17 protein-coding genes and 6 pseudogenes are annotated in these 17,745 nt (G+C 66.2%); 10 read left to right on the top strand and 13 right to left on the bottom strand.

The annotated features are described in order from the left end of the window. Positions 1 to 329: 329 nt before the first annotated feature. The 3 genes from GNX96_RS60620 (at position 330) to GNX96_RS46770 (ending at position 3,275) form a co-directional block, all read left to right on the top strand. Positions 330 to 1,271 (top strand): polysaccharide deacetylase family protein, encoded by a 942-nt coding sequence (locus GNX96_RS60620; RefSeq protein WP_279583357.1) that lies wholly within the window; start codon positions 330 to 332, stop codon positions 1,269 to 1,271. Then, positions 1,250 to 2,308, top strand: coding sequence for a glycosyltransferase (locus GNX96_RS60615; RefSeq protein ID WP_279583356.1), 1,059 nt, complete (start codon positions 1,250 to 1,252; stop codon positions 2,306 to 2,308). Before GNX96_RS60620 ends, GNX96_RS60615 begins: the two co-directional genes overlap by 22 nt. Before the next feature lie 106 nt (positions 2,309 to 2,414). Next, positions 2,415 to 3,275, top strand: a complete 861-nt coding sequence (locus tag GNX96_RS46770) for a chitinase (protein ID WP_163573819.1) — start codon at positions 2,415 to 2,417, stop codon at positions 3,273 to 3,275. 122 nt (positions 3,276 to 3,397) lie between these two features. Here the strand turns inward: GNX96_RS46770 and GNX96_RS46765 are convergent, their stop codons facing one another. After that, the gene (locus GNX96_RS46765; RefSeq protein ID WP_163573818.1) at positions 3,398 to 3,880 is read right to left on the bottom strand and encodes a DUF4188 domain-containing protein; all 483 of its coding nucleotides are present in this window, start codon (positions 3,878 to 3,880) and stop codon (positions 3,398 to 3,400) included. An 80-nt stretch (positions 3,881 to 3,960) separates the two neighbouring features. Here GNX96_RS46765 and GNX96_RS46760 point away from each other — a divergent pair, with 80 nt between their 5' ends. From GNX96_RS46760 to GNX96_RS46750, 3 genes and pseudogenes are all read left to right on the top strand, one after another. Beyond that, complete coding sequence (locus GNX96_RS46760; RefSeq protein ID WP_163573817.1) at positions 3,961 to 5,160, top strand: sensor histidine kinase; 1,200 nt, start codon at positions 3,961 to 3,963, stop codon at positions 5,158 to 5,160. A 32-nt stretch (positions 5,161 to 5,192) separates the two neighbouring features. Continuing rightward, a pseudogene (locus GNX96_RS46755) lies at positions 5,193 to 5,824 on the top strand (response regulator). 57 nt (positions 5,825 to 5,881) lie between these two features. Beyond that, the gene (locus GNX96_RS46750) at positions 5,882 to 6,382 is read left to right on the top strand and encodes a hypothetical protein (RefSeq protein ID WP_163573816.1); all 501 of its coding nucleotides are present in this window, start codon (positions 5,882 to 5,884) and stop codon (positions 6,380 to 6,382) included. Positions 6,383 to 6,463: 81 nt separating this feature from the next. On the opposite strand, the gene GNX96_RS60610 is transcribed toward GNX96_RS46750, so the two are convergent. The 6 genes and pseudogenes from GNX96_RS60610 to GNX96_RS46735 all read right to left on the bottom strand — a co-directional run bounded on the left by GNX96_RS60610 (position 6,464) and on the right by GNX96_RS46735 (position 9,521). Continuing rightward, positions 6,464 to 6,604 (bottom strand): ATP-binding protein, encoded by a 141-nt coding sequence (locus tag GNX96_RS60610; protein ID WP_279583355.1) that lies wholly within the window; start codon positions 6,602 to 6,604, stop codon positions 6,464 to 6,466. Further along, positions 6,558 to 6,893 carry a sensor histidine kinase gene (locus tag GNX96_RS60605; protein ID WP_279583354.1) on the bottom strand — a complete coding sequence of 112 codons (336 nt, stop codon included), beginning with the start codon at positions 6,891 to 6,893 and terminating at the stop codon, positions 6,558 to 6,560. Before GNX96_RS60605 ends, GNX96_RS60610 begins: the two co-directional genes overlap by 47 nt. Positions 6,894 to 6,993: 100 nt before the next feature. Next, a pseudogene (locus GNX96_RS66880) lies at positions 6,994 to 7,038 on the bottom strand (hypothetical protein); the annotation flags it as partial. A gap of 277 nt (positions 7,039 to 7,315) precedes the next feature. Then, positions 7,316 to 7,513: pseudogene (locus GNX96_RS67585) on the bottom strand (hypothetical protein); the annotation flags it as partial. Positions 7,514 to 7,566: 53 nt separating this feature from the next. Beyond that, positions 7,567 to 8,226 (bottom strand): response regulator transcription factor, encoded by a 660-nt coding sequence (locus tag GNX96_RS46740; RefSeq protein ID WP_279583352.1) that lies wholly within the window; start codon positions 8,224 to 8,226, stop codon positions 7,567 to 7,569. Between the two features lie 119 nt (positions 8,227 to 8,345). After that, the gene (locus tag GNX96_RS46735; RefSeq protein ID WP_163573814.1) at positions 8,346 to 9,521 is read right to left on the bottom strand and encodes an alpha/beta fold hydrolase; all 1,176 of its coding nucleotides are present in this window, start codon (positions 9,519 to 9,521) and stop codon (positions 8,346 to 8,348) included. 148 nt (positions 9,522 to 9,669) lie between these two features. Here GNX96_RS46735 and GNX96_RS46730 point away from each other — a divergent pair. Further along, positions 9,670 to 11,291 (top strand): annotated as a pseudogene (locus GNX96_RS46730) (acyl-CoA synthetase). Positions 11,292 to 11,294: 3 nt separating this feature from the next. On the opposite strand, the gene GNX96_RS46725 reads toward GNX96_RS46730, so the two are convergent. The 4 genes and pseudogenes from GNX96_RS46725 to GNX96_RS46715 form a co-directional block, all read right to left on the bottom strand. After that, positions 11,295 to 11,963 (bottom strand): FAD-dependent monooxygenase, encoded by a 669-nt coding sequence (locus GNX96_RS46725; protein WP_279583351.1) that lies wholly within the window; start codon positions 11,961 to 11,963, stop codon positions 11,295 to 11,297. A gap of 91 nt (positions 11,964 to 12,054) precedes the next feature. Beyond that, positions 12,055 to 12,381: pseudogene (locus GNX96_RS60595) on the bottom strand (FAD-dependent monooxygenase); the annotation flags it as partial. A gap of 2 nt (positions 12,382 to 12,383) precedes the next feature. Beyond that, positions 12,384 to 12,737, bottom strand: coding sequence for an FAD-dependent monooxygenase (locus GNX96_RS46720; RefSeq protein WP_163573813.1), 354 nt, complete (start codon positions 12,735 to 12,737; stop codon positions 12,384 to 12,386). Positions 12,738 to 12,934: 197 nt separating this feature from the next. Beyond that, positions 12,935 to 13,684, bottom strand: coding sequence for an SDR family NAD(P)-dependent oxidoreductase (locus tag GNX96_RS46715; RefSeq protein WP_279583350.1), 750 nt, complete (start codon positions 13,682 to 13,684; stop codon positions 12,935 to 12,937). Positions 13,685 to 13,757: 73 nt separating this feature from the next. Here GNX96_RS46715 and GNX96_RS46710 point away from each other — a divergent pair, with 73 nt between their 5' ends. After that, positions 13,758 to 14,447 (top strand): FadR/GntR family transcriptional regulator, encoded by a 690-nt coding sequence (locus GNX96_RS46710; protein WP_163573811.1) that lies wholly within the window; start codon positions 13,758 to 13,760, stop codon positions 14,445 to 14,447. After that, positions 14,444 to 15,592: a galactonate dehydratase gene (dgoD, locus tag GNX96_RS46705; RefSeq protein WP_163573810.1), complete on the top strand. Its 1,149-nt coding sequence runs from the start codon at positions 14,444 to 14,446 to the stop codon at positions 15,590 to 15,592. Before GNX96_RS46710 ends, dgoD begins: the two co-directional genes overlap by 4 nt. 776 nt (positions 15,593 to 16,368) lie before the next feature. Here the strand turns inward: dgoD and GNX96_RS46700 are convergent. Further along, positions 16,369 to 16,704, bottom strand: a complete 336-nt coding sequence (locus tag GNX96_RS46700) for an RICIN domain-containing protein (RefSeq protein ID WP_163573809.1) — start codon at positions 16,702 to 16,704, stop codon at positions 16,369 to 16,371. A 198-nt stretch (positions 16,705 to 16,902) separates the two neighbouring features. On the opposite strand from GNX96_RS46700, the gene GNX96_RS46695 reads away from it, so the two are divergent. Beyond that, a complete protein-coding gene (locus tag GNX96_RS46695; RefSeq protein WP_279583349.1) occupies positions 16,903 to 17,238 on the top strand; it encodes a hypothetical protein in 336 nt (111 codons plus the stop codon). Between the two features lie 22 nt (positions 17,239 to 17,260). Here GNX96_RS46695 and GNX96_RS46690 read toward each other — a convergent pair. Then, positions 17,261 to 17,745: pseudogene (locus tag GNX96_RS46690) on the bottom strand (transposase); the annotation flags it as partial.

Genomic DNA, 17,745 nt, shown 5'->3' with positions numbered 1-17,745 from the left:
CGGCACCACGACGGATCCGGCACCACCGAACCGATGCCACTGGGACCCCGCACCGATGGCACTGCGGCAGCGACACGACTGGCGGGGCCAGCCTTACCACCGACGGTACCGACACTGGTACGGCCGGCACCGGCGGCAGCACGACCGGCTGACGTGCCAGAAATCCACTGGGGATGGGAAAACCGACATGAGCACGGTGGCCACCACCGACTCGCCGCCGCATCACGGGGCCAAGTCGCCAAAAAGCAAGTCGCCGAAAACCAGGCCAACCCAGCGACCACCGAGCAGCCGAATTCTGCTGCGCCCACGACTTTTTCCTGATTGTCGTCGTGACGCTCGTCTTCGTCGTCGTCCTTTTGGTGCAGGGCTATGTGAACGCGGTCGGCAAGGCCGGTACCGGGCATCCCGCCGGCGCGTACGACCGGGTGCCGGACGCGATCCGCAACGGCGGCTCGATGATCGACGCCACCCACTCCCCCGCTCGTTCTTATGCCGTGCCAGCGAAAACCGTCGCGCTCACTTTCGATGACGGGCCCGATCCCCAATGGACACCGCAAATCCTCGCGACGCTCCGGAAATACCACGTACACGCGACGTTCTTCGCGGTTGGCGCACGGGTGTTGAAAGATCCGGGCCTGGTCCAACAAGCACACGCGGACGGCAACGAGATCGGCATCCACACCTTCAGCCACCCGGACCTCACCCAACTATCCCCCGCCGATCGGCAGGACCAGCTTTCCCGTACCCAACTGGCGATCGCCGGCGCCACCGGCACCACGTCGGCGCTGCTTCGGCCGCCTTATTCGTCCAGTGCGTCGGCATTGGACAACGACGACTGGTCAGTGGTGCAGGATGTCGGCCGACATGGCTATCTGACCGTCCTCACCGACCGCGACAGCCTGGACTGGGAACGGCCTGGGGTCAGCAAAATCATCCGGAACGCGACGCCCGACAACACCGACGGCGCGATCATCCTGATGCACGACGCCGGCGGTGACCGCAGCGAAACCGTACAGGCGTTGAACAAACTGATCCCGGCCTTGCAGTCTCGAGGTTACGCCTTCCGTACGGTCACCGAAGCACTCGCCGCTGCCACCGGAGTTTCCGTCGCGGACGAGAAGAAACGGACCGACGCACCGGCTTCCGCGGTCGATCACTGGCGCGGCTGGGGCCTGTCGCTGGCCGCCCGGATCGCCGACGGTATCGTGGCCACGCTGCTTGTTCTGCTTGGCATTGTCGTCGGTTTCTGGTGGTCATCCGGCTCGTGCTGATGATGATCATCGCCTGGCGGCACGCCCGTAAACGACATCGACCGGGTTGGAACTGGGGTCCGCCCACGACCGACCCAGTGTCGGTGATCGTGCCGGCGTACAACGAAAAAGAGGGCATCGCGCAAACCCTACAATCATTGGCGGCCAGTGCTCACCCGGAAATCGAGGTGATCGTCATTGACGACGGCTCGACCGACGGGACCGCCCAGATCGCCAGGGCGCTGGCGTTGCCAGACGTACGGGTGGTGAGCATTCCCAACGGCGGCAAGGCAAACGCGTTGAACCACGGGCTTGAGCTGGCTCGGCACGACCTCGTCGTGATGCTCGACGGAGACACGGTCTTTGAGGCTGCGACCATCGGTCGGCTGATCCGGCCGTTCGCGGACCCGAAGGTCGGCGCGGTCGCCGGCAATGTCAAGGTCGCCAACCGGGCTCGGATGGTGGCTCGCTGGCAGCACGTGGAATACGTCATCGGCTTCAACATCGATCGCCGGATGTACGACGTTTTGCAATGCATGCCCACAGTTCCTGGCGCCTGCGGGGCGTTCCGACGGTCCGCGCTGGTCGAGGTCGGCGGAATGAGCGACGACACGCTGGCCGAGGACACCGACCTGACGATGGCGCTGTGCCGGGCCGGCTGGCAGGTGGTCTATGAGGAAACCGCGCGAGGCTGGACCGAAGCGCCGACGTCTGTTGGGCAGTTGTGGCGCCAGCGCTATCGGTGGAGTTACGGGACTATGCAGGCGATGTGGAAGCACCGCCGGGCGATCGTCGAACGCGGCGCGTCCGGCCGGTTCGGCCGGCTCGGGCTGCTCGGCCTCGCGCTCTTCCAGGTCGTGCTGCCGGTTTTCGCGCCACTGATCGACATTCTCGCCGTCGACGGGCTGGTCTTCTTCAACCCGGTGACCACCGCGGTGGGCTGGGTGGCGATGCTGGCCCTGCAGTTCGTCGGCGCGATCCTCGCTTTCCGTTGGACCGGGAAAAATTCGGCCCACTGTGGGCACTGCCACTGCAGCAGTTCGTTTATCGGCAGCTAATGTACGCGATCATCATCCAGTCCATCGTGACCGCGCTGGCCGGCACCAGGCTGCGCTGGCACAAGCTGCGCCGCTTCGGTGCCGCTGTCGCTCCGAGTTCGACGCGATGAAATACCGACTGGCCTCGATGCTCGCACTGGCGGCACTCACTGCCGGCTGCGTGCCAGAAATCCCGGCGATTGACCGTACGGACGCCTTCGCACCTTTCTACGAGGTGGATTCCACCCATCCGCCGAACCTGCCGGCGCTCGCGAAACAGTCCGGTACGCGCTGGTTCACGCTCGGTTTCGTGGTCGGCTCGGACGACTGCCAGCCCACCTGGGACAGCGACGGCGGGCCGTACGCGAACCCAACTTTGGCTGCGTCAATACGAGACTTCCGCAGCGGCGGCGGGAACGTACGACTGTCCTTCGGCGGCGCGGACGGCACCGAACTGGCCCAGGCTTGCGACACCGTCGACGATTTGGCTGCCGCGTACCAAAAGGTCATCAGCGCGTACGGCATCACCGCGGTCGACTTCGACATCGAAGGCGACGCCCTCAAGGACGACGAGGCCAATCAGCGCCGGATCCAGGCCATCAAGAAGCTCCAGGCAAAGGCGGAACTGCGGGTCTCATTCACTCTCCCGACCGGCCGTACCGGCCTGGCCACCCGCGGAGTTTCCTTGCTACAGCAGGCAGCTACCGCCAATATCGCGGTGGACGCGGTCAACATCATGGCCATGGACTATGGCGGCGCGGAATCGGACATGGGCCAGGTGGCGGTCGATGCCGCCACCGCCACTCAGGCCGACCTCGCGCGGATCTGGCCGGCCAAGTCGCCCGCCCAAACCTGGCGGATGGTGGCGGTTACCGTGATGATCGGCGTCAACGACGTACCGTCAGAGGTTTTCGGCACCGGCGACGCTGGCGTCCTGGTATCCGCGGCCCAGAAGATCACTACGGCTGGTTGTCGTTTTGGTCGATGAACCGCGACCTGCCCTGCCCCACCGGCCAACCCGCCAACGCGGCGCCCGCCTGCAGCGGCGTCAGCCAACGCCCGTACGCGTATTCAGTCCTCTTCGGTCACTACCGCGGTTGACAACTCCGACTAGGCGACCTGACCCAGCCGCTCCCGGGCCGTGTTCTTCGCTTTCCCCACCTCGACCAGCGACGTTGCCGCGCCCAAGCCGTATCCGGGCATATTCAGGTAAATCTGCTCGTGCGTGCCCGGCGACACCACGTACGTCTCGTGCCAGAAGCCGACGGAGCCGCCCTTGAACGCGTTCCGGAAATACGCCAACCAGGCCGGCCGGTGCGCTTTTTGGGCATCGCCAGCGTAATGCGTCAGCTGATCGACACTTTTCCAGTATTGGATCAGCGAAATCGTGCGCCAGCCAACGGACATGTGCCAGCCAAGAAGACCACTGTCCGGGTCCTGCGCCAGCTCCCGCAGCATTTTCGGCATCGCCACCAGGGCCGGGACCCATTTGGTGACGGCCCGGAGGCGGTTGAAGCGCATCCCGAGCAGGAAAACGACCGTGTCCTGGTCGACCTCGGCCGTCCAACGTCCCTTGTACACCTTCGCACCCATGACATCTCCTAATGGATAGCTTCGCTGCCCATTATTGGATAGCGTCACTCTCCATTTGTCAAGGCTCGTACGCTCGCACCATGCCCGACGTACGAATCCGACCCGGCAGTTGGCGGCTGGCCGGCGGGATTGTCGTCGCGCTGGTGGTGCTGCTCGCCTTCGACGCCTCTTATGCGCAGCCGCCGTTCTCGGCCGACCCGCTCAACGCGGGGCTGGTGCCGATCCTGGCCGGGGCGGCCGGGCTGATCGCGGTCACGCTGGCGTGGCCGCGCGGGCGGTCGTGGCTGGCGGCCTTCACCTTGGTGCTGTCGGTGGTGTCGCTGACGGTCACCGGCTGGGTGCTGGCGGTACGGCCGCACCTGGGAATCCTGCCGTTCACCGAGACCGCGGCGCTGCTTGGCTACATCCTCTGCGACCTGCGATGGCTGCGTGGCTGGCGGAACTACGCGGTGGTCGGGCTGGCCGCTGTCGCGACCATCGCGCTGCCGGTCCGGATCGTCAGCGCTGTCCCGACCGATCCCGGGCCGGCCATCATCAGTGGCTCGGTGATGTGGGTCCTGGGCACGGTGATCGCCGCACTGGTGGGGCTCTATCTGCGCAATATCGACGAGCAACGCACTCGGTGGCTGGCCGCGATGCGGCACGCCCAGCGCCTGGAACTGGCCCGTGACCTGCACGATTTCGTCGCGCACCACGTCAGCGGGATCATCGTCCAAGCGCAGGCCTCGCAGGTGGTCGCCGAAACCGACCCGGTGCTGGCCGCGCAGGCGTTGCGTCGCATCGAGGACGCGGGCACCGCCGCGCTCGCCTCACTGCGCCGGACCGTACGGATGCTGCGCGATGTCCCCGACGGTGATGATGCCCAGGCGCGTACGCCGGCGCATGGTGTGGCGGACCTGCCGGAGATGGTCGAGCGATTTTCCGGCAGTGGCCGGGCCACCGCGCGGCTCGACCTTGGGTCCGGTGTGGACGACGACTTGCCCCCGGAGGTCACCACTTCGGCGTACCGGATCGTGTTGGAAGCACTGACAAACGTCCGCAAGCACGCCCCGCACGCGTCCACTGTGGACGTACGAGTGCATCACCAGGAAGGTGAGCTGGAGGTGGTGGTCGACAACGACGGCGTACGCGCGGGCGGCGAGCAGCACAGTGGTGGCTACGGGTTGATCGGGCTGACCGAGCGGGTGGAGACCGTCGGTGGCACGCTGGCCGCCGGACCCCGCGAGCCGGCCGGCTGGCGGGTGCTGGCACGGCTGCCGATCGAACGGAGGCTCGGGTGAGCATTCGAGTCGTCGTCGCGGACGATCAGGACATGGTGCGAACGGGGTTCACGCTGATCCTGAACGCACAACCGGACACATTGACGTGGTCGGCGAGGCGGCCGACGGCGCGGCGGCCGTGGAGCTGGCCCGCCGGCTGCGCCCGGACGTCGTGCTGGCCGACATCCGGATGCCGCGGCTGGATGGTCTGGAGGTCACCCGGCTACTGGCCGGCCCTGGCGTCACCGACCCGATGCGAGTCGTCGTCGTCGTCACGACCTTCGACCTGGATGAGTACGTCTACACCGCGCTCCGCAACGGCGCCTGCGGCTTCCTGCTCAAGGACGCCGGCCCGGCGCTGCTGGTGGAGGCGGTCCGAGCGGCGGTCAGCGGCGACACGCTGATCAGCCCGTCGGTGACCGTACGGTTGCTCAAGCACCTCACTCAGCCGGTCGCCGGCGCCGGACGAGCACTCCCCGAACAGCTGACCGAGCGGGAGACCGACGTGCTGCGACTGGTGGCCCGTGGGAAGACCAACGCGGACATCGCGGCCGAGCTGTTCATCGCGCTGGGTACGGTGAAAACGCATGTCGCGAGCCTGCCTGAACGCAAGATCGACGTACGAAACCGGACCGCGATCGCCGCGTGGGCCTGGGAAAACGGGCTGGTCGACGGACCGGCCTGAGGACCGCCTGCGATACCGTGCAGCTGATCGCCATTCGTCTTTGTGGGGGGGGGAAATATGGTCGGCAGGAACCGGATAGTTCTGACCGTGGTCGCGCTCGCGACCGCGTTGACACTCGGGTTGAGCGGCTGCGGCCCCAAGGCGACCACCGCCAGCAGCAGCTCGACCGCGCCGGCTGGCGCGGGCTGCCAGAGCGTGGGCAGCATCAAGTTCGACAAGACCAAGTTCGTGCTGCACGCGGGCCTCGCCTTCGGCGCCTTCCACCACTGGATTTGGAAGCCGTACAAGGCAAACGCCTTCTCCAAGGGTCAGAAGGGCCGGATCACCGCGCTGATCAAGGGCGCGCTGGCGGCCGCCTTCACTATCCACGAGCTCAAGGTCGCGAAGGCGGACGCCGAGTCCCAGCCCGACACTCTGCAAGCTGGTCGCCCCGCTCGACAAGGCCGGGGCGTACCTTTCCGGCCTGACCACCAAAATCCGCAACGGCAGCGTGACCGACAGCGAGCTCAGCTCGGCCAACTCGCAGATCAACGGTGCGCAGAGCGGCGCCGCCGCTGATGGCGCCCCAGCGCCGGACCAGGTCCCCTCTGACGGTCAGCTCGCCTCCGGCGGCAACTGACGCATCGACGGCTGCCGGGTTCAGGGCTTCTTCTGCGGAAGGCGTAGCTGGACTCGGTAGCCGTCGTCGCCGGTCGGGCCGGACTCGATGGTGCCGCCCAGAAGTTCGGCGCGCTCACGCAGGCCCAGCAGGCCGTGCCCGGAGCCCGGCAGCGCGAGCATCGGCCGGGTTGGCGGAGTATTCGTGACGGTGGCCCGAATATCGCCGTTCTCCGCCCACACCCGCACGGCGGCGTCGGCGCGCGGGCGCGTGTTTGCGAACGTTGGTCAGGGCTTCCTGGACCGTACGGTAAACCGCCCGCTGCACGGGTGGGCTCACATCGTCCGGCAGGTCCGCCTCCAGCGTCGCGGAAATTCCGCTGCCGGCCACCAACTGCGCCAGCTCGCCGATGGTGGGCTGCGGAGTGAGGTCGGTCGGCAGGCTGCCGGAAGCGCGCAACACGGTGACCATGTGGCGCAGCTCGTCGAGCGTGTTGACGCTGAGCTGACGGATGGTGGTGGCGCGCTTCCTTGGTTTCCGGATCGTTCGTACGCACCTGCAGCGCACCGGCGCGCACAGCTATCAGGCTGACCTGGTGGGACACCACGTCGTGCATTTCGCGGGCCAGCTGGGCACGTTCCTTGGCCAGCACGGTTTGGGTGGTCAGCAGCCGCTGGTGCTCCTGCGCTTCGGAGATCTCCTTCAGCCGCAGCGAAAGATCCCGCTGGGCCTGCACCAGTTGGCCGAGCAGCGCCGGCGCCATCGCCAGCGCGACCGCATATCCGAGGGTGATGATCGTGTCGAAGCCGCTCACGCTGGTGGTGAGGCGGCGGCGGCCACGGCAGGGTGTAGCAGGCGATCAGCGCGACCCCCCCGGCTATCAGAATAGGCCGTCGCCGGGTCAGCGAGGCAAGCGTGTAAATCGCGATCAGTGACGCGAAAATCCCGGTGGACAGCAGCGCGGCCGGCAGTGTCAGGAGGAAAACGATCAGCGGCCAGCGTCGCCGGAAAATCAGTGCGACGCAAGCCAAGCCCATGCTGGCGTTGCCCAGCAGATCGGTCGGATCGATGTTGATGGCCGCGTCGGTCACCGCGACCGCGAGAAACGCGAGGTCGATGACGATCGGATGCAGCGGCCGCAGTTTCACGACTTTTTCCGCCCGGACCGCAACAAACCGGCCCGCTCGGCCAGCAACGCGGCCTGCACCCGGTTGCCGACCTCCAGTTTCGTCAGGATCGCACTGACGTGGTCCTTGACCGTACCCACGCTCAAATGCATCCGGCTGCCGATCTCCGCGTTCGGCAACCCCTCCGCGATCAGCAACAACACCTCGTGTTCGCGGTCACTGAGCCGCGCCAACCGACTGGCGGTGGCCGGATCCACCGCGTCGCCGAGATATCCGTCCACCACGGTTTTGGTGACTTTGCTGGACAACACCACCTCACCGCCGGCGAGCGCTCGTACGAGATGAGCCAACTGACCCGGTTCGGTGTCCTTGAGCAGAAAACCGTTCGCTCCACTACGCAGCGCGGTCGCCACATATTCGTCCGAGTCGAAGGTGGTCAGCATCGCCACAATCGGCGGCTGGGGCATCGCGCGGAGCTGGGCCAGCACGGTCAGCCCGTCGACGCCCGGCATCCGGATGTCGAGCAACACCAGGTCAGGCTGATGCTCCCGGACCTGGCTGGCGGCCTCCCGGCCGTCCACCGCCGCCACCACCTCGATGTCGCCGGCCGCGTCCAGGATGTGGCTGAACCCCATCCTTACCAACGCTTCGTCATCGACGACCACAACCCGAATCACAGCCGCTCCCCTTGCTCTGGAGCCATGTCATCACATTCGTACGACGATCGCCCGCCCAGCACCCAGGTTGCCGCCGCCGGACGGATCCACTCCAGCCAAAAGACGGGGTCGGTCAGGAGTTAGGACGTCGTACGCTTCGCGGCGGTTTTCTTCGCGACCGGCGCTTTCTTGGCCACGGCTTTCTTGGCCACGGCTTTCTTGGCGCCAGTCTTCTTCGCCACCGCTGGCTTTTCGGCGGATTTCTCGTCTAGGAACCCGTCGACTACGTCCCACGTGGTCGTCCGAGCCCGCCGCCCGGTCAGGACGCCAAGGTGGCCACCGGGGCAGACATCGAACCGTACGTCCGGAGAATTCTCCAGCACGTCGACGACCCGATGGACGGACAGCTTCGGTGCGATCGTGTCGCCTTCGCCGGCGATGACCTGGACGGGCACCCGTACGTCCGCCAGCGCGATCAGCCGACCCTCCAGGTCCAGGACACCGTCGGCGAGGTCGTTGGAAACGGAAGAAACGGTGATATACATCTGGCCGAACGTCCGGCCGGGGTAGGCCGCCATGTTGGCGGTGAAACGGTCCACGGCCTCGATTTGGGCGAGGAACTCGGTGTCGTCCAGGTGGGTCATGATGGCGATCGGCTTGGTCAGGTATTTCTCGAAGCCGGTGAGCTGGAAAACCCTCTTGACCAGCGGTGATGGCGCGCCGCCAAGAACCCGGTAGAGGGCCGTGAAGGCCCGACCGCCGGCCACGTCGATGAGTGGCCGGGCCGGCGCGACCAGCGGGATCGCGGTGAAGTCGATGGGGCTGGCGATGGTGGTGATGGACGCGATCGGCAGGTCGTTGCGGTCGGCGGCGACCAGCAGCGCGAAGATGCCGCCCAGGCACCAGCCGACCAGATGGACGGGCCGGTCGTCGGCGTCGGCGCTGACCGCAGTGATCGCCCGCGGCAGCACCTCGTCAATCCAGTGTTCGATGCCCAGGCGACGGTCGGAGAAGGCGATGCTGCCGTAATCGAGTTGGTACGCGCGACGGCGACGGTCGACGAGGTGCTCGGCCATACTGCAGCCGCGCCGCAGGTCGAAGCAGAAGGCCGGCACCGCCAGCGGCGGAATCAGCAGCACCGGCGGCGCGTCGTCGGGCACGTCGCCGCGGCCGGGAGCGAGCCGGTAAACCGAGCGTTTGGGGCCGGAGTCAATCAGCATCCGCGGCACCGGCCGGGTGTCGGCGAGCCCGCCGCCGGTCACCACCGCAGTGAGATTGCTCGCTGCCTTAAGCACCTGCTCGGGCGTAGTTAGCATCGCCACTCCTTCTCCCGGGCCAGCGGGGGCAACCGTATACCAGCGACAGTGTCCCAGCAGGTAATGTCAGAACCCTGCGAGGCCGGGACCAACCGCGGGAGTGCCTTTGTTGACGCGACTTTCCGAGCTGCCGAACCGGTTGCGCGAGCTGCCGGCGCTGGCCGCCCGGGTCCCGAACGTGCTGCACAGCGTCGATGTGATGAGGCGCGCCGGGCTGATGGTGCTGAGCCGGCCGGACACCGGCGTGAAGGCGCTGCTGGCCATGCGCCGCTGGGGCCCGATCGTCGGCGCCGCCACCATCTCGATGGAGCGGGACCCGTATGCGCTGGCCATCGTGGACGAGCGGGGTCAGCTGACGTACGGGCAGCTGGACCGGCAGTCCAACGCGCTGGCCCGCGGCTGGCACGACGACGGGCTCGCCGAGGGTGACGTGATCGCGGTGCTCTGCCGGGACCATCGCTGGCTGGTGCTCGCGATGCTGGCCGCTGGCAAGCTCGGCGCCCGGCTGCTGCTGATGAACACCGGCTTCTCCGGCCCGGCGCTGGCCGACGTGTCCGAGCGGGAGAACGTCAGCGCGGCCGTCTACGACCACGAGTTCGCTGGTCTTATGGACGCGCTGCCCGATCGCGTACGACGGTATCTAGCGTGGGCGGAGGACGACGAGGCCGTCCGGGCCACCACCCTGGACGACCTGATCGCCAACAACAGCGACAAGGCCGTGCCGGTGCCGCCCCGGCCGGGCGGGCTGATTCTGCTGACCAGTGGCACCACCGGCACCCCGAAGGGCGCGCCGCGGGAGATCCGGTCACCGTTCGCGGCCGCGCATTTCCTGGAGCGGATCCCGTGGCGGACCGGCGAGTGCACGATGCTGGCGGCGCCGATGTTCCACGGCACCGGTTTCTCCCAGTTCGTCCTCAATCTCGCGCTCGGTTCCACCATCGTGGTCCGCCGCCGGTTCGATCCGGAGGCCACTTTGCAGGCGCTGGAGGAATTCCGATGTACGGCGCTGGTGGTCGTGCCGACGATGCTCAGCCGCATCCTGGACCTCGGCCCGGGCGTGCTCAAACGCTACGACACCGGCAGACTGCGGATCATTTTCGCCGCCGGCTCCGCGCTCTCGCCGGACCTGGGCAACCGAATCATCAAGAACTTCGGCCCGGTGCTTTACAACTTGTACGGCTCGACCGAGATCGCGGTGGCGTCCATCGCCACTCTCCCAACGAATGGCAGCAGGCGCCGGGCACGGTCGGTAGGGCACCGCACGGCTGCGAAGTCCGGCTTTACGACAAGGACGGCCAGCGGGTCACCGAGCCGAACGTCACCGGCCGGATTTTCGTCGGCAGCGAGCTGAGTTTCTCCGGCTACACCGACGGCGGCAACAAAGCTGCCATTGACGGCTTGCTTTCCAGCGGTGACGTGGGCCATTTCGACGAGGCCGGGCTGCTTTTCGTGGACGGCCGGGACGACGACATGATCGTCTCCGGCGGCGAGAACGTCTACCCGATCGAGGTGGAGAATCTCCTGCTGGACCACGAAGACGTGTCGGACGCAGCCGTTGTCGGCGTGCCAGACAAGGATTTCGGGCAGCGACTGCGGGCTTTCGTGGTGATCACCGGAAATGTCGACGCCGAGAGCCTGAAGGCGTACGTGAAAGCCAACCTCGCCCGGCACAAGGTGCCGCGCGAGGTGATCTTCCTCGACGAACTTCCCCGGAACGCGACGACCGGCAAGGTCCTCAAACGCAAACTCGCCGAATACGACGAGGAATAATGGTCAAGGACTGACCTTTTCGGCCCTTGGTGCGCCACACCATTCGTCGAGCACCGCTGCCACCGAACCCGATTCCACCGAATCGCTGGCCCAGGCCACGTAAGCGTCGGGGCGTACGAGCATCAGCGCCGGCAGCTTTTTGGTGCTGTCTATCCGACCCGCGAGGGTCTGCACTCGGTCGCCCCAGCGCCGGTCCGCGGTCCGGGCGGCCGCACCGTCCACAGTGGAGTCCACCAGCACGAACCGGCCGCCGCGCAACGCCTCGTACAACCGGTGGCCGCCGACCTCGATATCGGGCGCTCGCTTGCCGGCCAGCGGATGCGGGTGCTGGCCATGTGGTTCGTACGCGATGCTGATGCCGGCGAAGAGGTTCCGTGGCTTGGAAATCAGCGCGTCGTTCTTGGCCACCATCGCCATCGCCCCCTGGATCATGCCGAGCGCGGCCTTGGACCGGATCAAGGTCATCCGGATCAGCCGGTCGGTGAATTTCAGGATCTTCTCGCCCACCGGGTGCCGCTCGGATTCGTACGTGTCCAGCAGCCACGCCGGCGCTGTCCCGTGGACCACCGCGGCGATTTTCCAGCCCAGGTTGAAAGCGTCGCCAATCCCGGTGTTCATGCCCTGCGCGCCAATCGGCGAGTGGACGTGGGCGGCGTCGCCGGCCAGCAGCACCCGACCGACTCGGTAATGCGCGCGCTTGCTTGCGCTCGCTGAGAAAACGGGTGGACCAGCGGATCTCGGTGATGCCGAAATCCTCGCCGGTCATGCGCAGGGCGGCGTCCTGGAGCTCCTTGAGCGTGATCGGCTCGTCGATCGGCAGCTTGTCCCGCTGCCGATCCCAGGCCACCGAACGGTGGTATCCGTCGCCGTACGGGATAAAGAGCTGCACACCGTCGTTGCTGACGCGGGCGAAAACCGTGTCGCCGGGTGGGCGGGTGAGCTTCACGTCCGCGAGGGTGAGCTGCGTGTCGTACCGCTTGCCGATGAAGTCGACACCGATCGCGTCCCGGACCACGCTGTGCGCGCCGTCGCAACCCACCACGTACGAGGCCCGGATTGTTCGGCTCCCGTCCGGCCCGCTGACCTGCACATCTACGCCGTCATCGCGCTGGGGGTCAGGCCCTCGACCTGGGCGCCGCGCTCGATCGGCACCCCGAGTTCGCGGCAGTGCTCTTCCAGCATTTTCTCGGTGCCGCTCTGCGGCACGATCAGCATGTAGTTGAACCGGCTGTCGATGACGGTCAGCTCGAAGCCGGCCCGGGCGCCGAACTGGCCCTGCGGGATCTTGTTGCCATTCGGGATCAGGTTCTGCGCCAGGTCACGGGCGTCGAGCAGCTCGAGCGTACGAGGGCCGATGCCGAAGGCCCGGGTGATGTTCGCCTGGTGGTCGCGCTTTTCCAGCACCCGGCAGGCGACGCCGGCCAGCGCCAACTCGGCGGCGAGCATCAGGCCGGCGGTCCGGCGCCGACGATGACGACCTGGTCGGCGGAGTGCTCCGGTTTCTTGGATGTCATGGCGTTCCTTCGGTCGCGGCAATGCTTCTGCTGCTACCGTACTACTACCATCGTAGTGAATGGAAGAGGGCTTGCACGTTGAGGCAATAAGGCTCATTCCTGTCGACGCCGTACGGCAATCCATCAAAGTCAAGCGAAGCGGGCACCGAGACCGCCATCGACGCGCCATTCGGCGGCGGTGACGAAAGAGGCCGCGTCGGAGGCCAGGAAGCAGACCACCTCGGCGATCTCCAGTGGGTCCGCGATCCGGCCGAGCGGGTGTACGTCCAGGATCCGGCGCTCCACGTCGGGATCCGGCGAGCGGTCCAGAAAGTCCTGCATGACCGCGGTCCGGGTGTAGCCAGGGCTGACGGCATTCACTCGTACGCCCCGGTCGGCCACCTCCAGAGCCAGGCTCCGCGTCAACCCTATGAGGCCGGATTTCGCCGCCGCATAAGGAAACATGCCGGCCGTCGTCAACCGCGAATGCAGCGACGAGATGTTCACTATCGAGCCGCGGCGCTGAGCCAGCATCGACGGCAGCGCGTGCTTCGCGCAGAGCCAGGACGCCTTCAGATCGAGGGCGAAAACGTCGTCCCAGTCCTGTTCGGTCATCTCGACCGGGTCGAAGTACGCGTTGCGGCCGGCGTTGTTGATGAGCACGTCGATCCGGCCGTACGCGTCGACAATCTCGCCGAACACCACCGCGACCGCCGCGCCGTCGGTGATGTCGAGCCGCCGGAAGCTCACGCCCAGATCCACCGCGGTCGCCTCGCCGGCGGCCGCGTCGACGTCCACGATCGTGACCTGGGCGCCGTCGCGGACCGCGACCTCGGCGACCGCCCGGCCGATGCCATTCGCGCCACCGGTGACCACGACCACACGGTCAGAGAGACCCACAGTTTCCTCCAGGGACGACCCGGCCAATATATATTCATAATTAATCATCCACGGAGTGAGACAGGAGGCGCAGGTGGCTCCCTACTCCACTCGCGGTGTGCACGGCCAGACGGTGGAGACCATCGCCCGCCGGATCGTCGGAGGCAGCGTGCCGCCCGGCACGATCATCGACACGGCCGCGCTGCAGCAGGAACTCGACGTGAGCCTCACCGTGTTACGCGAGGCGATGCGGGTGCTGTCCGCGAAAGGCCTGGTAGACGCCCGTCCCAAGCGCGGCACGTTCGTACGCCCACGGTCCGACTGGAACCTGCTGGACGGCGACGTACTGCACTGGCAGGCTCCCGTGGTCAGCGACCAGTTCCTGGCCGAGCTGGGCGAAGTGCGGGCCGCTTTGGAGCCCTCGTGCGCCCAGCTGGCGGCCTCCCGTCGTACGGACGAGGACCTGGCCGCCCTGGACGCCGCTCTCGAGGCGATGACCGCCGCCGGTCAGGACCCGGACCTCGCCGTCGCCGCGGACCTCTCGTACCACCGGGCCCTGTTCGTGGCCAGCCATAACGACCTGATGCTCCGGCTGGAGATGGTCCTGCAGGCTGGGCTGGCTCGCCGTGACCAGATGGTCCACAGTGGACCGGCGGCGGACCCGGTCCCGGTTCACCGTGCGGTCGTCGAAGCCATCCGAGACGCGGATCCGGACCGCGCCCAGACCGCGATGCGGCACCTCCTGGACGTGGCCGCGCAGGACGCCGCGGCGGCACGTTCGTGAAAATCACCCGGGTCGAGACCTTCGCCGTACCGCCACGCTGGCTGTTCTGCCGGGTAGAGACCGACGAGGGCCTGATCGGGTGGGGCGAGCCGACCTTGGAGGGCAGCGTCGACGTCGTACGCGCCGCCGTCGACGAGCTGGCCGAGCTGATCATCGGCACCGATCCCCTGCGCATCGAGGACCACTGGCAGGTGATGACCAAGGCCGGTTTCTACCGCGGCGGGCCGGTCCGGTCCAGCGCGGTCGCCGGTCTTGACCAGGCACTTTGGGATATCGCTGGAAAAGCGCGGGACGACGCTCCGGTGCATTCCTTGCTCGGCGGTCCGGTCCGCGACCTCGTACGCGTCTACGGTTGGGTCGGCGGCGACGAGCCGGCCGAGCTGGCCGAGTCGATCACCGCGCAGGTGGAGGCCGGTTTCACCGCGATCAAGATGAACGCCTCCGGCCGCCTCGGCCCGATCGCCACCCGCGCCGACACGTCCGCCGTCGTCGAACGAGCCGCCATCGCCCGTACGATCCTGGGCGACGCCCGCGATTTCGCGATCGACTTCCACGGCCGGGTCACCGCCGCCAACGCCCGCCGACTGCTGCCGCTGCTCGCCGAATCGCACCCACTTTTCGTTGAGGAACCAGTGCTTCCCGAGCACGTGAGCGCCCTCGCGTCAGTGGTGGCGGCCAGCCAGATCCCGATCGCCACCGGCGAACGACTGTTCTCCCGTACCGATTTCCTGCCGGCCCTGCAAGCCGGGATCGCTGTCGTACAACCAGATCTCGCCCATGCCGGCGGAATTTCCGAAGTGCGCCGGATCGCTTCGCTCGCCGAGGTTTTCAACGCCCACCTGGCCCCACACTCCCCACTCGGCCCTATTTCCTTGGCCGCCAGCCTGCAGGTGGCCTTCGCTACCCCGAATTTCCTGATCCAGGAACAAAGCCTGGGCATCCACTACCACCACGGCACCGAAATCCTGGATTATCTCGTCGACCCGTCCCTTTTCCGTTTCATCGACGGCCACGCCGTACGCACCGACCGCCCAGGCCTGGGCATCGACGTCGACGAGGCCGCCGTACGCCGCGCCGCGGACTCCACGGCCGCATGGCGCGGCCCCCTCTGGCGCCACCCCGACGGCTCCTTCGCCGAATGGTAATTTCGCCGACCGCGGCGATGATCCGGTCCCGGACAGTGGCCGCGTCGTGGCGTTTCGGGCAGGTGGAGCAGCATCACGAACCCGGGTGGCGCGCTCGACCAAGATGCCGATCACCGAGCCGCTGAGGGTGCCGATGATCAGGTCACTCTCCCAGTGACATAGATCGTCTCTGGTGACACCACATCTCCGCCCGGTCAGGGAAATCCTGCTTCAGCCTGACACTGATCTGCTCCGGCGACCAGTTCGTCTCCAGCCGCGCCGTCACCACATCGCGCAACACGGCGGCCGGCCAGCTTCGCCGTTTTTGGCCGCGCCACCTGCATATCGGCCCGCTAATGCGCCATCGGAACTCCCTTAACGGGTGTTGCAACGGCCGGAACCGGCCGCAGACGCGGCTCCGCACCGTCCAAGCCAGATCATCCCTCGGCGACGCTGACGGCCGGGCCAAACGGCGCGCTGTGGGTTGCTGTTGTCGGTGCGGACGTCAATGAGGTGGCCAACAGAATCAACGCGGCATGTGACGCGCTGATCCGGGCAAAGTTACCCCGGCAGTAAATGACAGAGCGACCCTTCGCCACGTGGCGAAGGGTCGCTCTGTCATGGGGGAGATCCCGGCGAAGAGCAACCTGGGTGTCCGACGATCAAATGCCCTTTGCCCCCATTGCTGTGTTGGCGCCAGCGTCAGCATCCCGATTTGCGGCGCCTAGTTTGGGTGCGACCGGTCGTCGGCCAACCCGCTACTGACAACCACAGCCAGAAAAAAAAACCCGTTCTCGTTACAGTGTGTCGAAGAAGGTCTGGTACATTTTGAAGTTGCAGACGTTGGTGCGGAATCCGAAGTCGCTGTCGTCGATGCAGCGGCCGGTGTCAGCGTTCCTGAATTGATAACCTCCAATCCCTTCCTGGAAGAATGTCCACTGCTGGAAGGCGGACCTGTTGCAGGCATTGGTACGGAATCCGAAGTCGCTGTCGTCGATACACCTGCCGGTGTTCATATTATGAATCCTGCGCACAGCGGCGTTCGGCTGTGCGGACGCCGTCGCGGTTCCGCCAAGAACGGTCAGGAAAGCAATTAAGCCGACGGCGGCAATCTTCCTCAGTGTCACAAGCATGTTTCCTCCTGGATAATGTCCGCACCTGATGTGAGTTCAGCCGTGCCCTGGCGCGAGAGCGCGAACCTACTCCGTTAGCCACGAAGTTCGCAAGGATTTCAACCTGCCTCGAATACTAGAGTGTCGCCGCTAAAATTCGTCGTTGTTGCGGTAGACCGTTCGTGGCAGTCTTTTCCCTATCTGCTACCAGAGGGTGTCATGGCGAGGTCGAGTTTGCCGTCGGTGAGGTTGAGTGCTGAGGATCGTGAGTGGCTGACGCGGACCGTGCGGACCGGCGTGCATCCGGCGCAGGAGGTACGGCGCTCGCGGATCCTGTTGGAGTTGGACGAGGGTGTTGGTGAGCCGCCGGGCCGGCGCGCGGTCGCCGAGAAGGTCGGAGTCGACCCGCAGACGATCGCGAATGTGGCCAGGGAATATGTCAAGCATGAGGGCGATGTTGGGGTCACGATCCGGCGTAAGAAGCAGTCGACGCCGCCGGTCGAGCCGATCGTGACCGGCGGAGCCTGTCACGATTTCTGTGTAAGCCGGAGGTGATTGGCTTACTTGTCTTATTATATCAGAATGTTAGGCGGCCGGGGAATAGTTGGGTGAGGGTGTTGAGTGCTATTTTCCAGCCCCAGGTGCCTGTTCCTGAGGCTCCGCCGCGTTGGGTGGAGATGTTGCGTAGTCCGAGGTAGATGAGTTTCATGGCTGCGTCTTTGTCGGGGAAGTGTCCGCGGTTTTTGGTGATTTTGCGGAGTTGGAAGTTGATGGATTCGATTTGGTTGGTGGTGTAGACAATTTTCCGGAGTTCTGCGGGGTAGTCCAGGAAGGGGGTGAAGTCGTTCCAGGCGTTGTTCCACACGTCGACGGCTCCGGGGTATTGTTTGCCGTGGGTCTTGGCGAACGCGTCGCGGGCGAGCTCGGCGGCCTCCAGGGTGGGCGCGGTATAGATCTCGCGCATCGACGCGGCCAGTGGTTTGCGGTCCTTGTAGGACACGCTAACCGCATGGCGTTGCGGATCACGCTGCACGACTCAGGTTTTGCACTACGGTGTCAGGA

This window comes from Fodinicola feengrottensis, assembly GCF_010993775.1.
Lineage (GTDB): Bacteria > Actinomycetota > Actinomycetes > Mycobacteriales > HKI-0501 > Fodinicola > Fodinicola feengrottensis.
This window is presented reverse-complemented; position numbering and strand designations above follow the sequence as displayed.